The 16,406-nt window shown below is 39.5% G+C and carries 14 protein-coding genes; 12 read left to right on the plus strand and 2 right to left on the minus strand.

What is annotated here, in order from left to right:
- Positions 1 to 76: 76 nt before the first annotated feature.
- The 11 genes from K5Q22_RS01065 to K5Q22_RS01115 all read left to right on the plus strand — a co-directional run bounded on the left by K5Q22_RS01065 (position 77) and on the right by K5Q22_RS01115 (position 13,235).
- Positions 77 to 2,692 carry a PRD domain-containing protein gene (locus tag K5Q22_RS01065; RefSeq protein ID WP_205013366.1) on the plus strand — a complete coding sequence of 872 codons (2,616 nt, stop codon included), beginning with the start codon at positions 77 to 79 and terminating at the stop codon, positions 2,690 to 2,692.
- 232 nt (positions 2,693 to 2,924) lie between these two features.
- Positions 2,925 to 4,409 (plus strand): glycoside hydrolase family 1 protein, encoded by a 1,485-nt coding sequence (locus K5Q22_RS01070; protein WP_205013365.1) that lies wholly within the window; start codon positions 2,925 to 2,927, stop codon positions 4,407 to 4,409.
- Between the two features lie 12 nt (positions 4,410 to 4,421).
- Positions 4,422 to 5,930 (plus strand): prolyl oligopeptidase family serine peptidase, encoded by a 1,509-nt coding sequence (locus K5Q22_RS01075; RefSeq protein WP_239514814.1) that lies wholly within the window; start codon positions 4,422 to 4,424, stop codon positions 5,928 to 5,930.
- A gap of 24 nt (positions 5,931 to 5,954) precedes the next feature.
- Positions 5,955 to 7,244, plus strand: coding sequence for a PTS sugar transporter subunit IIC (locus K5Q22_RS01080; RefSeq protein ID WP_205013364.1), 1,290 nt, complete (start codon positions 5,955 to 5,957; stop codon positions 7,242 to 7,244).
- Positions 7,245 to 7,269: 25 nt separating this feature from the next.
- Positions 7,270 to 7,572, plus strand: a complete 303-nt coding sequence (locus K5Q22_RS01085) for a PTS sugar transporter subunit IIB (RefSeq protein WP_205013363.1) — start codon at positions 7,270 to 7,272, stop codon at positions 7,570 to 7,572.
- Positions 7,573 to 7,585: 13 nt separating this feature from the next.
- Positions 7,586 to 7,930 (plus strand): PTS lactose/cellobiose transporter subunit IIA, encoded by a 345-nt coding sequence (locus K5Q22_RS01090; protein ID WP_205013362.1) that lies wholly within the window; start codon positions 7,586 to 7,588, stop codon positions 7,928 to 7,930.
- Between the two features lie 57 nt (positions 7,931 to 7,987).
- Complete coding sequence (locus K5Q22_RS01095; protein ID WP_205013361.1) at positions 7,988 to 8,902, plus strand: ROK family protein; 915 nt, start codon at positions 7,988 to 7,990, stop codon at positions 8,900 to 8,902.
- A 124-nt stretch (positions 8,903 to 9,026) separates the two neighbouring features.
- Positions 9,027 to 9,887 carry an HAD family hydrolase gene (locus K5Q22_RS01100; RefSeq protein WP_205013360.1) on the plus strand — a complete coding sequence of 287 codons (861 nt, stop codon included), beginning with the start codon at positions 9,027 to 9,029 and terminating at the stop codon, positions 9,885 to 9,887.
- Positions 9,884 to 10,123 carry a SemiSWEET transporter gene (locus tag K5Q22_RS01105; protein WP_029171014.1) on the plus strand — a complete coding sequence of 80 codons (240 nt, stop codon included), beginning with the start codon at positions 9,884 to 9,886 and terminating at the stop codon, positions 10,121 to 10,123. Before K5Q22_RS01100 ends, K5Q22_RS01105 begins: the two co-directional genes overlap by 4 nt.
- Before the next feature lie 167 nt (positions 10,124 to 10,290).
- On the plus strand, positions 10,291 to 11,124 hold the full coding sequence (gene licT, locus K5Q22_RS01110; RefSeq protein WP_029171013.1) for a BglG family transcription antiterminator LicT: 834 nt from the start codon (positions 10,291 to 10,293) through the stop codon (positions 11,122 to 11,124).
- A gap of 200 nt (positions 11,125 to 11,324) precedes the next feature.
- Positions 11,325 to 13,235 carry a beta-glucoside-specific PTS transporter subunit IIABC gene (locus K5Q22_RS01115; RefSeq protein WP_205013359.1) on the plus strand — a complete coding sequence of 637 codons (1,911 nt, stop codon included), beginning with the start codon at positions 11,325 to 11,327 and terminating at the stop codon, positions 13,233 to 13,235.
- A 49-nt stretch (positions 13,236 to 13,284) separates the two neighbouring features.
- Here K5Q22_RS01115 and K5Q22_RS01120 read toward each other — a convergent pair whose 3' ends face one another.
- Both K5Q22_RS01120 and K5Q22_RS01125 read right to left on the minus strand, forming a co-directional pair.
- Positions 13,285 to 13,614 carry a putative quinol monooxygenase gene (locus K5Q22_RS01120; RefSeq protein WP_202821265.1) on the minus strand — a complete coding sequence of 110 codons (330 nt, stop codon included), beginning with the start codon at positions 13,612 to 13,614 and terminating at the stop codon, positions 13,285 to 13,287.
- Between the two features lie 249 nt (positions 13,615 to 13,863).
- Positions 13,864 to 14,778, minus strand: coding sequence for an AraC family transcriptional regulator (locus tag K5Q22_RS01125; protein WP_105119149.1), 915 nt, complete (start codon positions 14,776 to 14,778; stop codon positions 13,864 to 13,866).
- Between the two features lie 110 nt (positions 14,779 to 14,888).
- Between K5Q22_RS01125 and K5Q22_RS01130 the strand changes: the two genes are divergently transcribed.
- Positions 14,889 to 16,373, plus strand: coding sequence for a family 1 glycosylhydrolase (locus tag K5Q22_RS01130; protein ID WP_024406577.1), 1,485 nt, complete (start codon positions 14,889 to 14,891; stop codon positions 16,371 to 16,373).
- Positions 16,374 to 16,406: the final 33 nt, after the last annotated feature.

A 16,406-nucleotide genomic window follows, 5' to 3' on the forward strand; every position in this document is an offset into this window, starting at 1 on the left:
CTTTTTTTTGCAAATATATGTGTGTTGTTCTTTAGATTAATATTTGATAAAATTTTACATATAAAGAGGTATTGGTATGAAAAAAAATAAAGAAATTATTTATAAGTATTTGCTTTCTCAATCTAAGGAATTTGAAAATGGAATATCTACAAGTGAGTTGGCTTCTATATTGTCATTTCAACGTACAAATATGTCGAGTATATTGAATGAACTTGTTGATGAAAAAAGATTAGTGAAAATAAATGGAAGACCTGTACTTTATAAATTGCCAGAAGAGGGATTAACTCTCGATGAGCCAAATGTATTTCACCAAGTAATAGGATATTCAAGTGGTAGCATGAAGAATAATATAGAATTGGCTAAGGCAAGTATGCTATATCCAAGTAAGAGCTTATCAGTACTTCTTGTCGGAGATTTAGGGACAGGGAGAGATTATTTTGCTAAGTCTATGTATCAATTTGCGCTTCGTGCAGAGTTGATTTCAAAAAATGCTATATTGAAAGTAATGGATGGAAAGAAGGAGGAGCAGTTTACAAAATTATCTACTATTTTAGAAAAATCTACTCAAACTTCAGTAGAGGGAGATAAATTAGAAAGTTTGGGGATGCTTGTGATTCATAATTTGGAATATCTACCTTCAGAAACTAGAAATCGCATTCTAGAATTAGCAACCAACCCTCAAAAAAATTTTTATCTTGTCTGTTCTGTGTCAGAAAAAGTCACTGGAGTGATGTGGGATGTCATTTCAGATGTTTTTCCTGTAAAGTTGGAGTTCCCTTCCTTAGAAAACCGGCCTCTACTTGACCGCTTTGAATTTGTAAATTTCTTTTTTAGTATTGAAGCTGAACGAATGGGGAGAGAAATTGTTATTTCCTCAGAAATATTGCGTTGCTTAATGCTCTATAAATGTAAAAACAATATTGATCAATTGCAGAAAGATATACAGTTGGCTTGTGCAACAGCATTTATGCGTGATTTACATAGAAAAGCGGAACGAGTGAGTATTTTTTTAGGAGATTTTCCAGCGGAAGTTCGAAAAGGTTTTTTATTCTATGGCCAGTTTAGAAAGGAAATCGAAGAGATTATTCCCGATACCTACACCTATATTTTTTCAGGTAAGGAAAAAGTAAGAATTGCAAATAATGAGAAAAATCACTTTGACAATATTTATTTAGAGTTAAAAAATCGTGAGCTAGAGTTGAACAATCAAGGATTATCAAATCTTGAGATTCAAACAGTTATCTCTGAGTCAATATCAGTTCAATTAGAAAGGTTTACCCAAAAACAAGAGGAGAATTTATTTGAAAGAGAAGCATTAGAAAAGATTGTGGGACCACTACTGCTAGAAGATGTGGAAAATTTTTTACTTGAGGCAAGTCAAAAATTGGGGAAGATTTTTTCAACCTCCCTGATTCAGGCTCTGGCTCTCCATTTAAATGCTAGTTTGTCTCAGATAAAAGGACAGGTACTATCAGCTGAAAAATTAGGGGAGATAAAGTCTTCCTATCCGGAAGAGTTTCACCTAGCTGAGAATTTTCTTCATCGATTAGAAGATTCAGCTGGTAGGGTATTGGAGAAAAGTGAAGTTGGTTTTATAACTTATTTTTTAATTCAGTCCAAATCCAAATCCGATAAAGTAGCGACCTTAGTGGCAATGCATGGAAGTGGCATTGCAAAATCAATTGTTCAAGTTGTTGAAAGCTTGTTGACATATAGTCGATTACACTCTTATGATATGCAACTGGATAAGGAAATGAAAGTTGTATATGATGAATTAAAAAAATTGGTTCAGCAAATTGATGAAGGAAGAGGGGTATTAGTTATTTATGATATGGGTTCTATACGTACTATGCTTGAAACGATTTCTAAAGAAACTGGTATCCATATTCGTTTCATACAGATACCAGTAACTCTTATTGCACTAGAAACTGCTAGGAGAGTTGATGATGATCTTTCATTGGAGGAATTGCAGAGTACAATTTTAGATGGAATGAACTCTACCATACATCTTACTCAACAAATTCATTCTAGAGAGGCAAAGCCTAGAGCAATTGTTACACTTTGTATGTCGGGTGAGGGAGCAGCTAAGGTCATGAAAGATTATATTGAGCAACGAAGTAATTTGAATGATACGGATGTCATAGCGTTAGCAATGAGTGACAAGAGGCAGCTTTTTGCAACTTTGCGGAGATTGAAAAAGCGTTTTGAGATAGTTTGTATTGTTGGAACCTATAATCCACATATATTTGGAATACCATTTGTTTCAATAGCGACTTTATATAGTACGCCGGTTGAACAGCTTGAAGTTGCAATGTATTTAGGAAAAGGCGATGAGTCACTTAATCATAACTATGAAGAAATTTATCTCTATTTAAAAGAGCAACAACCTTCATTAGATGTTACTAGTCTAAAAAGGTATTTGCCGACTTGTATTCGAAAAATAAAGAAAATATCTAGTAGTTTGAAAGCAGACCAAGAAGTAGGTTTGTTTGTTCATATTGCTGCTTTGATAAGTCGGTTGCAAACCGGAGGTCTTTTACCAGAAAATCCAAACAAAAATCGGATTATTAGTCAACACAAACGTCTATACTATAAACTACAAGATATATTATTAGTTTTAGAAGAGGAGTTCGAAATTCAAATACCTGAAGATGAATATGCAAATATTATAAGTATAATAAAAGAAATCTAGTTGTTTTAAGTGTATAAAAAATAATTAGTGTATAAAAACTCTTGGTTTTATTTTTCATTCTTTTGATTGAAAAGTTATCAAGAGTTTTTATTTTTTTAGCTTTAGTGTATTGAATTTGGATTTAGTGTATAAAAATGAGGAACTAAATGGAAATAGTTTAGTTTGTTATTTTCATCATGATTGGCTATATTATAGACATAGAACAGAACAAAGTGAAAGGAGAAATTTGGCTATGAGTCAGTTTTCTAAAAATTTTTTGTGGGGTGGTGCAACTGCAGCAAACCAATATGAAGGTGGATACCGAGAAGGGGGGAAAGGTCTCAATACCAGTGATGTCATGACGAATGGTAGTCATACAGTTGCACGTAGAGTGACTTGGAGAATCCCAGAAACCGGCGAAACTGGAAGTACTGGGATGGGGTTTGGTGCAACAATGAGTGTTCCGGAAGGAGCAATCCTTGATGTAGTAGAAGGTGAGTACTATCCCTCACATGTTGCAACCGATTTCTACCATCACTACATGGAAGATATTGCATTATTTGCCGAGATGGGCTTTAAATGTTTCCGGTTATCTATCAATTGGGCTAGAATATTTCCAAATGGAGACGATACAGAACCAAACCAAGAGGGAATTGCCTTCTATCATAAGATTTTTGATGAATGTCAAAAATATAATATTGAACCATTGGTAACGATTTCACATTATGAGACTCCGCTTTACTTGACCAATACATATGGAGGATGGTTAGACCGAAGAGTAGTCGGTTTTTATCTTAATCTCTGTCGCGTATTATTTACTGAGTATAAGGACAAAGTAAAGTATTGGATGACGTTTAATGAAATCAATATCATTGGTATGGCTCCCTATATGGGAGGTGGCTTGATTAAATCTGATGAACAAAGTAAGGCCCAAGCAGCCCATCATCAGTTTATCGCCAGTGCAAAAGCGGTTCAACTCGCCCGAGAGCTATCTCCAAATGCAAAAGTTGGCATGATGATTGCTTATGGAGTTACTTATGGTGAAACATGTAATCCTGCTGATCAATTAATGGTCATGGAAGGTAGTCATTGGGGTCATTTCTATTCAGATGTTCAATGCCGTGGGGTTTATCCAACCTATAAATTGAAAGAATATGAACGCAATGGTGTAGTTGTCAAAATGGAGGAAGGGGACTTAGAAATCTTAAAAGATGGAACAGTAGCCTTCATCGGTTTCTCTTACTACTCAACCCACGTTGCAAGCTCAGTCAAAGCGGCTGAGCAAGGTGGAAATTTTGCAATGGGAGTAAAAAATCCTTATTTGAAAGCCAATGCTTGGGGTTGGCAAATTGATCCGATTGGATTACGAATCGCCTTGAATACCTTGTGGGAACGGTACAATCTTCCATTATGGATTGTTGAAAATGGATTAGGTTATGAAGATAAGGTTGAAGAGGACGGCAGTATCCACGATGATTATCGAATCGATTATATGAGAGGACACATTCAGGCTATGGCTGATGCGATTAATTTGGATGGTGTGAATCTAATTGGCTATACTCCTTGGGGATGCATTGACTTAGTGAGTGCGGGGACAGGAGAAATGAGAAAACGGTATGGCATGATTTATGTTGATCGTGACGATAGCGGTGAAGGAAGTTTGAAACGATCTCGGAAAGATAGCTTTTATTGGTATAAAAAAGTAATTGAAACAAATGGTCTAGACTTTGAGCAATAGAAAGGATTGACTATGAAAATACATAAAACAATGGCTACATGTTTGTCAGGCTTATGTTTATTTGTAGCAGGCTGTTCTGACGGTGGAGTATCATCTTCATCGGAACCCACAATTGAAAGTGTGAGTATTCAAGTTGAGGGTTATGAATTTGGACCGGCTGTATCACAGGTTTTAGTAAAATTGGACAAGGCTGTTAAAGAAGTTGGTACAGAATCCCTGAAGGTAACGACTGCAAGTGTTGACAGAGATATCAAGTCAGTCTATCTGGCAGATGAGAAAGGAAACGAGGTATCTTCTGGTGAAAGTCAATATGTTGGAATTGATTTAGGTATTACTTATAATTTTGAGAAACCAGAGTCCAATGCTTTACCTTTTACATTTAGTTTTGAAACCTTTCAAAACAATTGGAGTGAGACCTATCCTGTTACAATTGAAGGGTTAGAAGTAACGAATGGAGCTGGAACGGTAGTTTTAGAAAAAGAAGGAGATTTCATTAATCAGCGTTTTTCAAAAGATACAGAACGCTTCGCAATCCGAGAAGAGTTTTCGGGTAATTATCTTAATGAAATTACTGGTAAGGAGGAAGAAGTTACTTTACATTATACAGCCTATCAACCAGATAGTTTAGTAGGTAAGAGTAAAAATCCATTAATTATTTGGTTACATGGACAAGGAGAGGGAGGTACTGATACAGATATTACTCTCCTTGGTAATGAAGTTGTGGCTTTGGCACGAGAAGAGATTCAAAACTACTTTACAAGTGGGGAGCAAACAGGAGCATATGTTTTAGCAGTTCAAACTCCTACCTATTGGATGGACGAAGGAGATGGGACTAATGGTCAAGGAGCAGGTGTATCACGTTACACGGAAGCATTAATGGATGCAATCAAAGCATATGTGGCTACAAACGAGGATATTGATATGAATCGTATCTATCTTGCAGGTTGCTCGAACGGAGGTTACATGACACTGAATTTGGCACTTCACAATCCAGATTACTTTGCAGCCCTTGTTCCGCAGGCGGCGGCGTACTCCTATTATGACTATGAAAAGAATTCTGACGGAACCTATAAAATGGTTGAAAGTGCAGAGTCACTGACAGGATTTGCACCCGTTCGAAAAGATACTGTTTGGTTTAATCAAGAAAAACTAGAAACCATTAAGCATTTACCAATGTGGTTTATTCACTCGGCAGATGATACGATTGTAAAACCAGAAAATTATGCTTTACCTGTTTATAAGGCATTACTTGATAGCGGAGCAGATAATAAGTGGTTCTCTTACTTTGAGACTGTTGAAGGGGCTGACCTCCCGGGAACTTCGTATTTGGGACACTGGTCGTGGATTTATTTCTTCAATAATCAAGTTGAGGGAATACAGGATATTTCAGCTATTAAGGGAGTGCAAGATTTATCAGGATTTATACCTAATAATGCTGCAAAAGGAGGGGCTTCTGAAGCAAGTTACAACGGAAAAACGTACAAAAATCTATTTGAATGGTTAAATGATCAACACAAATAAATTACCACAAAGGAGGAATCTAAAATGTCAATGTTAGATACAATGCAATCAGGTCTAGAGCGTGTGATGGGACCATTTGCACAAAAACTAAGTGAGAGTAAGATTATTAGTGCTCTAACAGCTGGTTTAATGTCGACAATGCCAATTACCTTGGGTGTTGCCGCGTTTGCGATATTAGGAAACTTACCCATTCCAGCATGGCAGGCATTCTTAACTTCAACTAGTCTAGGACAACATATGTTGGATATTGTTGCAGGTACTTCAAGTATGACGGCCTTGTATATTGTTCCAGCTGTTGCTTACCACTATGCGAAGAATGAAAAAGAAAATGGTATGACAGCTGCTTTGCTCGCACTAGCAGCATTTATCGTACTTCAGCCTCAAAATATCGTATTAGGTGAACAATCAATTGCAGGTTTACTTCAAACCAATTTGGGAAGTAATGGTATATTTGTAGGTATGATAACTGCGATTATTATGGCCATTAGTTACTCAAAACTGATGAAGAAAAATATTCGCTTGAAACTCCCCGCTTCAGTACCACCGAATGTTTCTGAGTCACTAAGTCCAACCTTTGTTGCTATGATTTTATTTGTTGGTGTCTTTGCTGTTCGTTATCTAGCTGCACTAACTCCTTATGGAGATATCTTTAATTTAGTAGCAAATGTTATTTCAAAACCAGTAATGCTTTTGGGAGCTAACCCTTGGTCCATGATTGCATTCCATGCCTTTATGAACCTCTGTTGGTTCTTTGGTATTCACCCAGCACCAATTCTTAGTGTATATATCCCTGTTCTTATGTCTGCCGGGACAGCTAATACAGAGGCTTTCTTGGCTGGAACACCATCTGCAGAATTACCGTTCTTAACCTTCTCATTAATTTACTCTTTCTGTTATATTGGAGGAACAGGAAGCACTCTTTCATTGGCATTTGCTATGTTTACAGCGAAGTCTGAGCGATATAAAGCCCTACGTAATGTGGCGGTTATTCCAAATATCTTTAATATTAACGAGCCAATGATTTTCGGTGTTCCGATTATGTTAAATCCTATTTTCTTCATTCCAATGATTTTAAATAGTTTAGTGGGTGGTCTTATTGGTTTGGTAGCATTAGAAGTATTTGGCGTAGGGTCAGCATTTAATCCAACTGTTTCTCTTCCATGGGTAATGCCACCATTCATTGGCCCATTTATTACAGGTGGTTGGAAATTAGGTTTGGCAATTATTATTGTTATCATCGTTCAATTTTTCCTTTGGTATCCATTCTTTAAAGTAGCTGATAACCAAGCTCTTAAAGAAGAACAGGCAGCTTAGAAGATAAAAATAAAGGAGTATTCTTATGCGTAAAGTATTATTGATTTGTGCGGCGGGTATGTCTACTAGTTTGTTAATGAATAAAATGCGTGAATATGCAATAAGCATCAATTATGAAATGGAAGTTGAGGCACATCCAGTAACCTCTGTAGAGGAAAAGGGGGAAGATGCGGATGTTATTTTACTTGGTCCACAAATTCGTTTCAATTTGAACAAAGTAAAAGGTATGTTTCCGAATAAACCTGTTGAAGCAGTAGACATTCAGGCATATGGAACAATGAATGGTGAAAAAGTTGTAAAACATGTTCAGGAACTATTAGGAGATTAGATGGGAGTTCATTATGGAAGGAGTAGAATTAGTTGCCTTTCAAATAATTGCCTCTGTTGGTTCGGCACGCTCTTTTTATATTGAAGCAATTCAAGAAGCAAAGATTGGAAATATTGACCGTGCTAAAGAAATGCTTCAGGAAGGTGAAAAATCATTTCTTGAAGGGCACAAGGCCCATGCTGGACTGATTCAGAAAGAGGCTAGTAACGAGGCGCTAGAATTAAAACTAATTTTAATGCATGCTGAAGATCAGCTGATGAGTGCAGAGTCCTTTAGGATTATTTCTGAGGAATTGATTGATGTACATGAAGAGCTGATTAGTCTTCGCAAAGAGTTAATTAGTGTAGTGAAAAGTTAGAAAGGAGAGCTCGAAAGAGCTTTCTTTTCAGTAGTTTAAAGAATGAGAGGCTAGTATATGAGTCGATATATTTCAATTGATATTGGTGGTACTTTTATAAAGTATGGCTTGTTATTAGAAGATGGTGAGATACTGCTTAAAGAAAAAACACGCACTCCTAAAAATTTAGCAGATTTTAAAAAATGTCTACAGGATATTTGTCAACATCTTAGCAAAGATATTGTTATTGAAGGAATTGCAGTATCCTGTCCTGGAAAGGTTGACAGTGAGAATGGGATTATATATTTTGGTGGGAGTTTACCTTATCTTCATGAATTTCAGATGCGTTCATATTTGAAAACGGAGACAGGACTTCCTATTTCTGTAATTAATGACGGAAAAGCAGCTGCACTTGCTGAAAAATGGAAAGGAAATTTGACAGATACTCCAAATGGAGTAGCCTTAGTTTTAGGTACAGGATTGGGAGGAGGAATTATTCTGAATCACCAATTACTTCAAGGCAGTCACTATCAAGCCGGTGAATTTAGTTTCTTCCTCCCAAATGATGAATTTTCAGATTTAGATCACTTAGCAGGAAAAAAATATTCGCCAGTTGGAATGATCGAAGCTGTTGCAACTCTACTAAGCTTGCCTGATAAAAAAGATGGAAAAAAGGTATTTGAGTACATTAATCAAGGTAATGGGCGAGCGTTGAAACCATTTCACCAATTCTGTGATTACCTAGCGCAATTCATCTATAATATGCAGGCTATTATTGATGTAGAGAGAGTAGTAATTGGAGGAGGAATCAGTGCGCAACCAATTGTAGTTGAGGAAATTAAAAACAGGTATAATAAATTGATTAGTGACTTGCCGTTTATTGGTCCTATGCTTACTCCTGTTGATATTCTCCCTTGTCAATTTGCGGGGGATGCAAATCTAATCGGGGCACTCTACCACCTTCTCTCTGAAAAGAACTCATCCGCATTATGAAATTGGTCATACAAATCCACATCTATTTTTTCATACAATAGTATCAATCTTTCGCAGTTTTTGACTGTTATTTGGTAGAAAAACAGACTATACTTATAGTAGAAAAAAGGCAGGGAGAATAAAGATGCGCAAGATTATTTTTTTAGACGTTGACGGGACCTTGGTAGACTACCACAATCGGATTCCAGAATCAGCTGTTCGGGCTATTCGACAAGCTCGTGAAAATGGGCACATGGTCTATGTCTGTACTGGTCGCAGTCGGGCAGAGATGCAGCCAGAATTGTGGGAAATTGGCCTGGACGGAATGATTGGTGGCAACGGCTCCTATGTAGAGCATCAGGGAAAGGTCGTTATGCACCAACTCATTTCTAAGGAAGATGCAAAAGCTGTTGTAGACTGGCTCCATGAACGAGGGCTAGAGTTTTACTTGGAAAGCAACAATGGCCTCTTTGCAAGTGAGAATTTCCGCGAACGAGCTCGCGAAACCATGAAAATTTATGCCATGAACAAGGGAAAAACAGCTGAGGAGGTCGCTAATCAAGAAGTAGAAGATGTTATGCATGGAATGGTATTTGATGGAGAATTGTACCGAAATGATTTGAATAAAATCAGTTTTGTACTCGATTCCTATCTGGATCATTTGGACTCCAAGGCGGCGTTTCCACAGTTAGTAGCTAATACCTGGGGAGGCCGCGGAGAAACAGCCCTTTTTGGAGATCTGGGTGTCAAAGATATTGACAAGGCACATGCGATTGATGTTTTGTTGGAACACCTTGGAGCTAAAAAAGAGGATACCATCGCATTTGGAGATGCTAAGATTGACATCCCTATGCTGGATTACTGTGCGATTGGTGTCGCTATGGGAAATGGCGGAGCGGAAATCTTGGCTATGGCTGATATGGTGACGGACGATGTAGAACATGACGGTCTCTATAATGCTTTCGAAAAATTGGGATTGTTAGAAAAACAGGAGGGGGTAATATGATTGGATTTGTAGCGGCTTGCTTGACAACTTTTGGATTTTTGCCACAGGTCATACAGGTAGTAAAAACGAAGGAAACTCAGGCTATTTCACTCGGAATGTATAGTATGTCTGTCACAGGTATCGGTCTATGGTTAATCCATGGCATTTTGATAGGAGATGCGGCACTCATCGTTGCGAATAGTATTTCCTTTGTTTTATCTGGTATTATTCTGTTCTATAAACTGCGTTACAAATAAGATTTTTAAACCGCTTGCAAAACGATTTGTAATCTGATAAGATAAGAGTAGGATTGTTACTGATAAGCAGGCAAAACCTAAGCAGATAGTGAATAGTCTGGCGACAGTCTTATTTGCTATGTGTTTAGGTTCTTTTTTATCAGTTGAATAAAGAGGCGGTAAAGTAGATGCAGATTGAAAAAGTTTATAACAACAATGTCATTCAAGCAATAGATCAGCAGGGCCGTGAGTTGATTGTCATGGGAAAAGGATTAGGTTTTCAGAAAAAAGCAGGGGAAGAATTAGACACCAGTAAAATCGAGAAAACCTTTGTGCTACAAAATGACTATCAACAATCAGATTTATCAAGTCTGTACCTGCAAATGGAGAGCAGTGAAGTGGAAGTAGTCAATGCCATTATCAATAGGGCAGAAGAAACTTTAGAAGTTCAGTTTGATTTGTCTTTGTATCTAGCCTTAGCAGACCATTTACATTTTGTATTTCAGCGATGCCGTGAAGGTATCTTTATTGAGAATCCGCTGTCTTGGGAAGTACGTAAGTTTTATCCGAAGGAATACCAAATTGGCTTAGAAGCCTTGCAGTTGGTGCAGGAACGTTTAGGCTTGGAACTAGGAAAGGGAGAGGCCTCGTCTATTGCTCTTCATCTGGTGAATGCTCAGAAAAATGGTGCATTTGGGAAAGAGACTCAAATCATCAGTAAGATTGTCACACAAATTTTAGATATTGTTCGCTTGCATTTTGGCTCTGTCAGCTATGAAGAAGATACAAGTTATCATCGATTTGTAACACATATCCAGTATTTTGCTCAACGTGTGGCCAATGGTGTTATAGAGGGGCAAAATGATGCCTTTCTGTATGAACAGGTAAAGGCTAACTATCCTGACTCGTTTGCTTGTACGACTAAGATTCGTCAGCATATTGCGGAGGTTTATCAATTTGAGATGTCAAAAGATGAACAAGTCTATTTGACTATTCATATCCAGCGTTTAAAAACAAGTTAGAAAAAAAGTCAAAAAAAACTTCAGAAAACGCTTGCAAAAAATTTTGCAATGTGTTATTATAATCTCAACAAAAGGATTGTTACTGGTAAGCAGGCAAAACCTAAATATATACAAGATACTCTTTTTGGCTTGGGTCAAGAGGTAGTGTTTGGTATATGTTTAGGTTTTTCTGTTTTTCCAGAAAAGAAAGGGGCCGGAAAATGGCAAAGGATTATACAGATTTAGCTACAGATATAGTAGCTCATGTCGGAGGAAAAGAAAACATCAGCAGTCTCAAGCACTGTGTGACTCGTCTTCGTTTTGGTCTCAAAGATGAGAGCAAGGCAGATACAGACTACTTGAAGGCGCGTGATGGTGTTGTGACAGTTGTACAAGCTGGTGGACAATACCAAGTCGTTATCGGTAACCATGTACCAGATGTTTATGCAGCGGTGCAAAAAGTTGCTGGGATTTCAGGGGACGGTGCTTTGGATATTGACGAAGGCGACGGACCGAAAGGAAATCTCTTTGAGAGGTTTGTTGATCTCCTATCTGGTATTTTTCAAGCTTTCCTAGGTCCTCTTGCAGCAGCAGGTATCATCAAAGGTATTGTTGCTATCATGGCTTCCAGAGGCATGACAAGTGATAACAGCGCAGTTTATGCAATCTTAAACGCAGCGGGCGACGGATTCTTCCAATATTTACCTTTGCTAGTTGCACTAACTTCAGCACGTAAATTCAAGATGAATGAATTTACTGCCCTAGCAATCGGTATGGCCTTGATCTACCCAACCTTACCGGGCTCACTTGCAACATTGAAGGAAGCTGGACTGGATAATGTGTTTGGTATTCCATTTGTTTTGCCAACAGCAGGTAGCTACTTGTCAACAGTTATTCCAGCTATTCTCGCAACTTGGGTGGCATCTATTATCGAGAAAAATATCCGTAAAGTCACACCAGATGTTGTCAAACTTTTTGTTGTCCCATTTGTGACCATTCTGGTGGCAGTTCCATTAACCTTCTTAGTGGTGGGTCCAGTTGCCAACTTTATCTCTGATATTCTATCTAATACCTTCACAGCTATCATGAATTTCAGCCCAATTCTTTACGGCTTGGTTCTTGGAGCAGCGTGGCAAGTTTTGGTTATGTTTGGAATGCACTGGGCAGTAGTACCATTGGCAATCATGCAAGTAGCTTCAAACGGTATGTCTGCAATTCTTGTTCCAGCCTTGCTTCCAAACTTTACTCAAACAGGTGTTCTTCTAGCTATTATGTTGAAGACAAAAGAATCCAAGGTGAAAACAGTTGCGATGCCTGCCTTTGTTTCATCCATCTTTGGTGTCACTGAGCCAGCTATTTACGGTGTTACTCTTCCAATGAAGACTCCATTCTTTATCTCATGTGCTGTTTCAGGTATAATCGGAGCTGCGATGATGTTCTTTAATGTGTTGGGCTATTCAATCGGAGGTATGGGGGTCTTCTTGTATCCATCGCTTGTTAATCCAACCAACGGAGATATGTCAGGAATGATTGCTGCAATCGGTTTAACAGTAGCAGCTATCGTCGCTTCATTTGCTATCCAAATGGCTCTTCCAGTTCCTTACTTGTACGGAGAGCCAACTGAAAAAAAGTCCGTTGAATCAACTAAGGAATCTATCCCAGAATTAAAAGAAATCAAGCAAGAAATTATTGCTAGTCCCCTGATTGGTAAGGTTGTGAAATTGGAAAATGTTCCAGATGCTGTATTTGCTTCAGGAGCTATGGGCAAAGGGATTGCAATTGATCCATTGGATGGCATCTTAGTCTCTCCAGCCAAGGCTGAAGTAACTCTTGTATTCCCAACTAAACATGCTATTGGTCTTCGTACTGAAAATGGAGCAGAGCTTCTTATCCATATTGGTATGGATACCGTTTCTCTTGCAGGTAAGGGATTTGAGTCCTTTGTCCAAGTAGGAGATGTGGTAGAAGCCGGTCAGAAACTACTAGAATTTGACCTCAACCAAATTAAAGCAGCTGATCTTCCGGTCATCACTCCAATTATCGTGACCAACACAGCTGACTACGAGGACATCTTGGTAACCCAAGAAAGCCAAATCAACAGTGGTGATTACCTGTTGACAACTGTGAAATAAAAATAGAGCGGTTGGCAATTGTGCCGACCGCTTTATTTTTGAATTTTATTTAGCGATTAAGAAACTCCTTATCTTGCTCCGGAATCCCATCTTCATCACTGCTATAGCGTTCTGCTGTCACGGTCAGCTGGTACTTGCTGCGCAGGTCTAGGATTTCCTGCATCATAGGGGAAGCATGGTGGATATCCAGAGCGGCTTGGTCCGTCCAACTATCAACCAAGAGGATGGAATGGGGATCGTCGAGCGGAGAAAAGTATTGGTAACGCAGGTTGCCAGCCTGTTGGCGAATGCGGTCCGCAATGCCACTAGCTTCCATTTCCTGAGCGAAGGCACGCGCATTGTCAGCTGGTCCAGTATAGTAGAGGTGCATGGTGATCATAATCTAAGATATAAAGGGCGTTATGCGGACACAGACAAAATAGAGTCTTTTAGTTTACTTTTAGTACTAGGCAATGAGCTGTAGGCAGTACTGAAGTACGGCAAAGCGAATTAACGAAGTAATAAAAGAAAAACTAAATGACGTAGGAAACAGAACGACGACGCAAGCGTCCAGTTCTCGTTTATCTTTTTGTCCCAGTCCGTAGCCCGTATTCAGTTCAACCAAATACGGAGGCCCTAGTCCTTTCTATTATTTATCAAAATTGGTGTAGGCCCTATTCTTCCGCAATTGTTTGCGGTAGTTGCTAGGGGTGGTGTGGTAGTATTGCTTGAACTGGCGGTTGAAGTTGGACAGGTTATTGAATCCAACTTCGGTGGCGATTTCTAGTACTGGTTTGAGGGTGTTAGTCAGGAGCTCGGTAGCGGCTCGCAGTCGGATTTGGATGATAAATTCCATACAGGAAGTTCCAGTTTGTTGCTTGAAGACTGTCATAAAGTGAGTTTTGGTATAGCCCATTCGGTCTGCCAGTTGTTCGATGGTTAAGTTGTCCGCATAGTGTTGCTGGATGTACTCAATCAACAACCGCAGTTTTTCATTCTTCCGATACATATCATCGGTATTTTTTCGGACAATGTAGCGGTGGCGGTAGAGCAGGTAGAAGAGGTCAAATAGTCGGCTCTTGAGTGGTAGTTCAAAGTAGGGTGGCTGGTGTCTGACCAATTCGAAAATGGTTAGTAAGCACTGTCTGATTTCTGCATAGCCTGGGTCTTGGGCTTGGATGCGTGGAACACACTTGAAGACATCCGTCTGCAGGGGTTGGAGATAGAGCATGCTGGTTTTGTCCAAGTGAGAAGCCCCCAGCATATCCAGATGAAAGAGGAGGGTATCGGTCTCGTGCCCCCGCTGTTCAATCGGGTGAATGGAATGCGGAGCATTGGGCCGAATAAGGATAATGTCGCCAGCCTGACTATTGAAATAATCGTAGTCGATATGGTAGCGAGCTGTCCCTCCGTAAACATAGTTGATTTCAAATTCATTGTGCCAATGAAAAAGAACATCAGGAATCCCGTTCATGACACTGGTGTGATAAAACTTGTAAGGCAATAATTGACTATCATAGTCAACTGCGTGTTTGAAGTTGTTATCCGTCAATGGTGGTTGCATACAATTCTCCAATTCGTAGGATAGTACCATTATAGCATATTATTTGAGAAGAAAAGGGTTTCAAATCTGTTTATACTATATTTATCAGAAAAAAGATAAGGGAGAAACTTATGTCACGATTTCCAAAAAATTTCCTCTGGGGAGGAGCTATTGCAGCCAACCAGGCAGAAGGTGCCTATAATGTAGACGGACGCGGTTTGGTCCAGACAGACGTTACAACAGGAGGTTCTGTTAACAGCCCTCGCTATACAACCTACATTGACAAGGATGGCAAGCCAGGCAAGTATGCTTCTATGGGGCATGCTGGCGGACATCTGCCAGAAGGGGCAACCTATGCAGTCCTAGAAGACCATTATTATCCAAACCACAAGGCTGTGGATTTCTATCACCGCTACAAAGAAGACATCAAGCTCTTCGCAGAAATGGGCTACTCTGTTTTCCGTTTGTCCATTTCATGGGCACGGATTTTTCCAAATGGTGATGATGCTGAGCCAAACCAAGCAGGTCTTGATTTCTATCGTTCTGTTTTTGAAGAATGCCGCAAGTATGGCATTGAGCCGCTGGTTTCCATTTGGCACTTTGATACACCGCTTAGCCTAGAACAACGTTTCGGTGGCTGGAAAAACCGCAAACTTGTTGATTTCTATGTCAAGTATGCGGAAACCATTTTCAAGGAATACAAGGGCCTTGTTAAATACTGGTTGACCTTCAATGAAATCAACGGTGGCATCATGTTCTTGGACCTCTTTGGTGATGACATGACGGACCAGGATTATCAAGATGCCTACCAAAGCCTCCACCACCAATTTGTTGCCTCTGCCAAGGCTGTTCAAATTGGGCATGAGATTGATCCAGAAAATAAAATTGGGAACATGATTTGTGGTATCACCTTCTACCCAGGCACCTGTGATCCAGCAGATATTCTTGCCAACCAACACGCTTGGGAGCAAAACATCTACTATTGTGGCGATGTGCAGGCCAAAGGAAAATACGGTACCTATGCCAAACGTCTCTGGGCAGAACACAATGTAGTAGTTGAAATGGCGGAGGATGATCTAGAAGTCCTGGCCAAAGGGAAAGTTGATATGTACACCTTCTCTTACTATATGTCTACCGTTGTGACGACTCATCAGACAGAGGATACCGTTTCTGGCAACTTCTCGGCAGGTGCCAAAAACCCTTACTTGACTTACTCTGACTGGGGCTGGGCACACGATCCGTCTGGACTCCAATACTACCTTGAAAAAATGTACGACCGCTATGAAATTCCACTCATGGTTGTGGAAAATGGCTTGGGAGCCTTTGATACGGTGGAAGAAGACGGCTCTATCCATGATGATTACCGCATCGACTACCATCGTGCCCATGTTAATGCCATGGCAGATGCTATTGCCAACGGCGTAGACTTGATTGCCTACACCACTTGGGGTTGTATCGACCTAGTGTCAGCAGGAACAGGTGAAATGCGGAAACGCTACGGCTTTATCTACGTGGATATGGACGATGCTGGAAATGGAACACTTGACCGAACACCAAAAGATTCATTCTATTGGTACAAGAAAGTCATTGCCAGCAATGGTGAAGATGTCGAATAAAGAAGACGGCTACTTGCCGTTTTTCTTTAAGGA

It is taken from the genome of Streptococcus sp. 2018162, from assembly GCF_019754175.1.
GTDB lineage: Bacteria > Bacillota > Bacilli > Lactobacillales > Streptococcaceae > Streptococcus > Streptococcus hashimotonensis.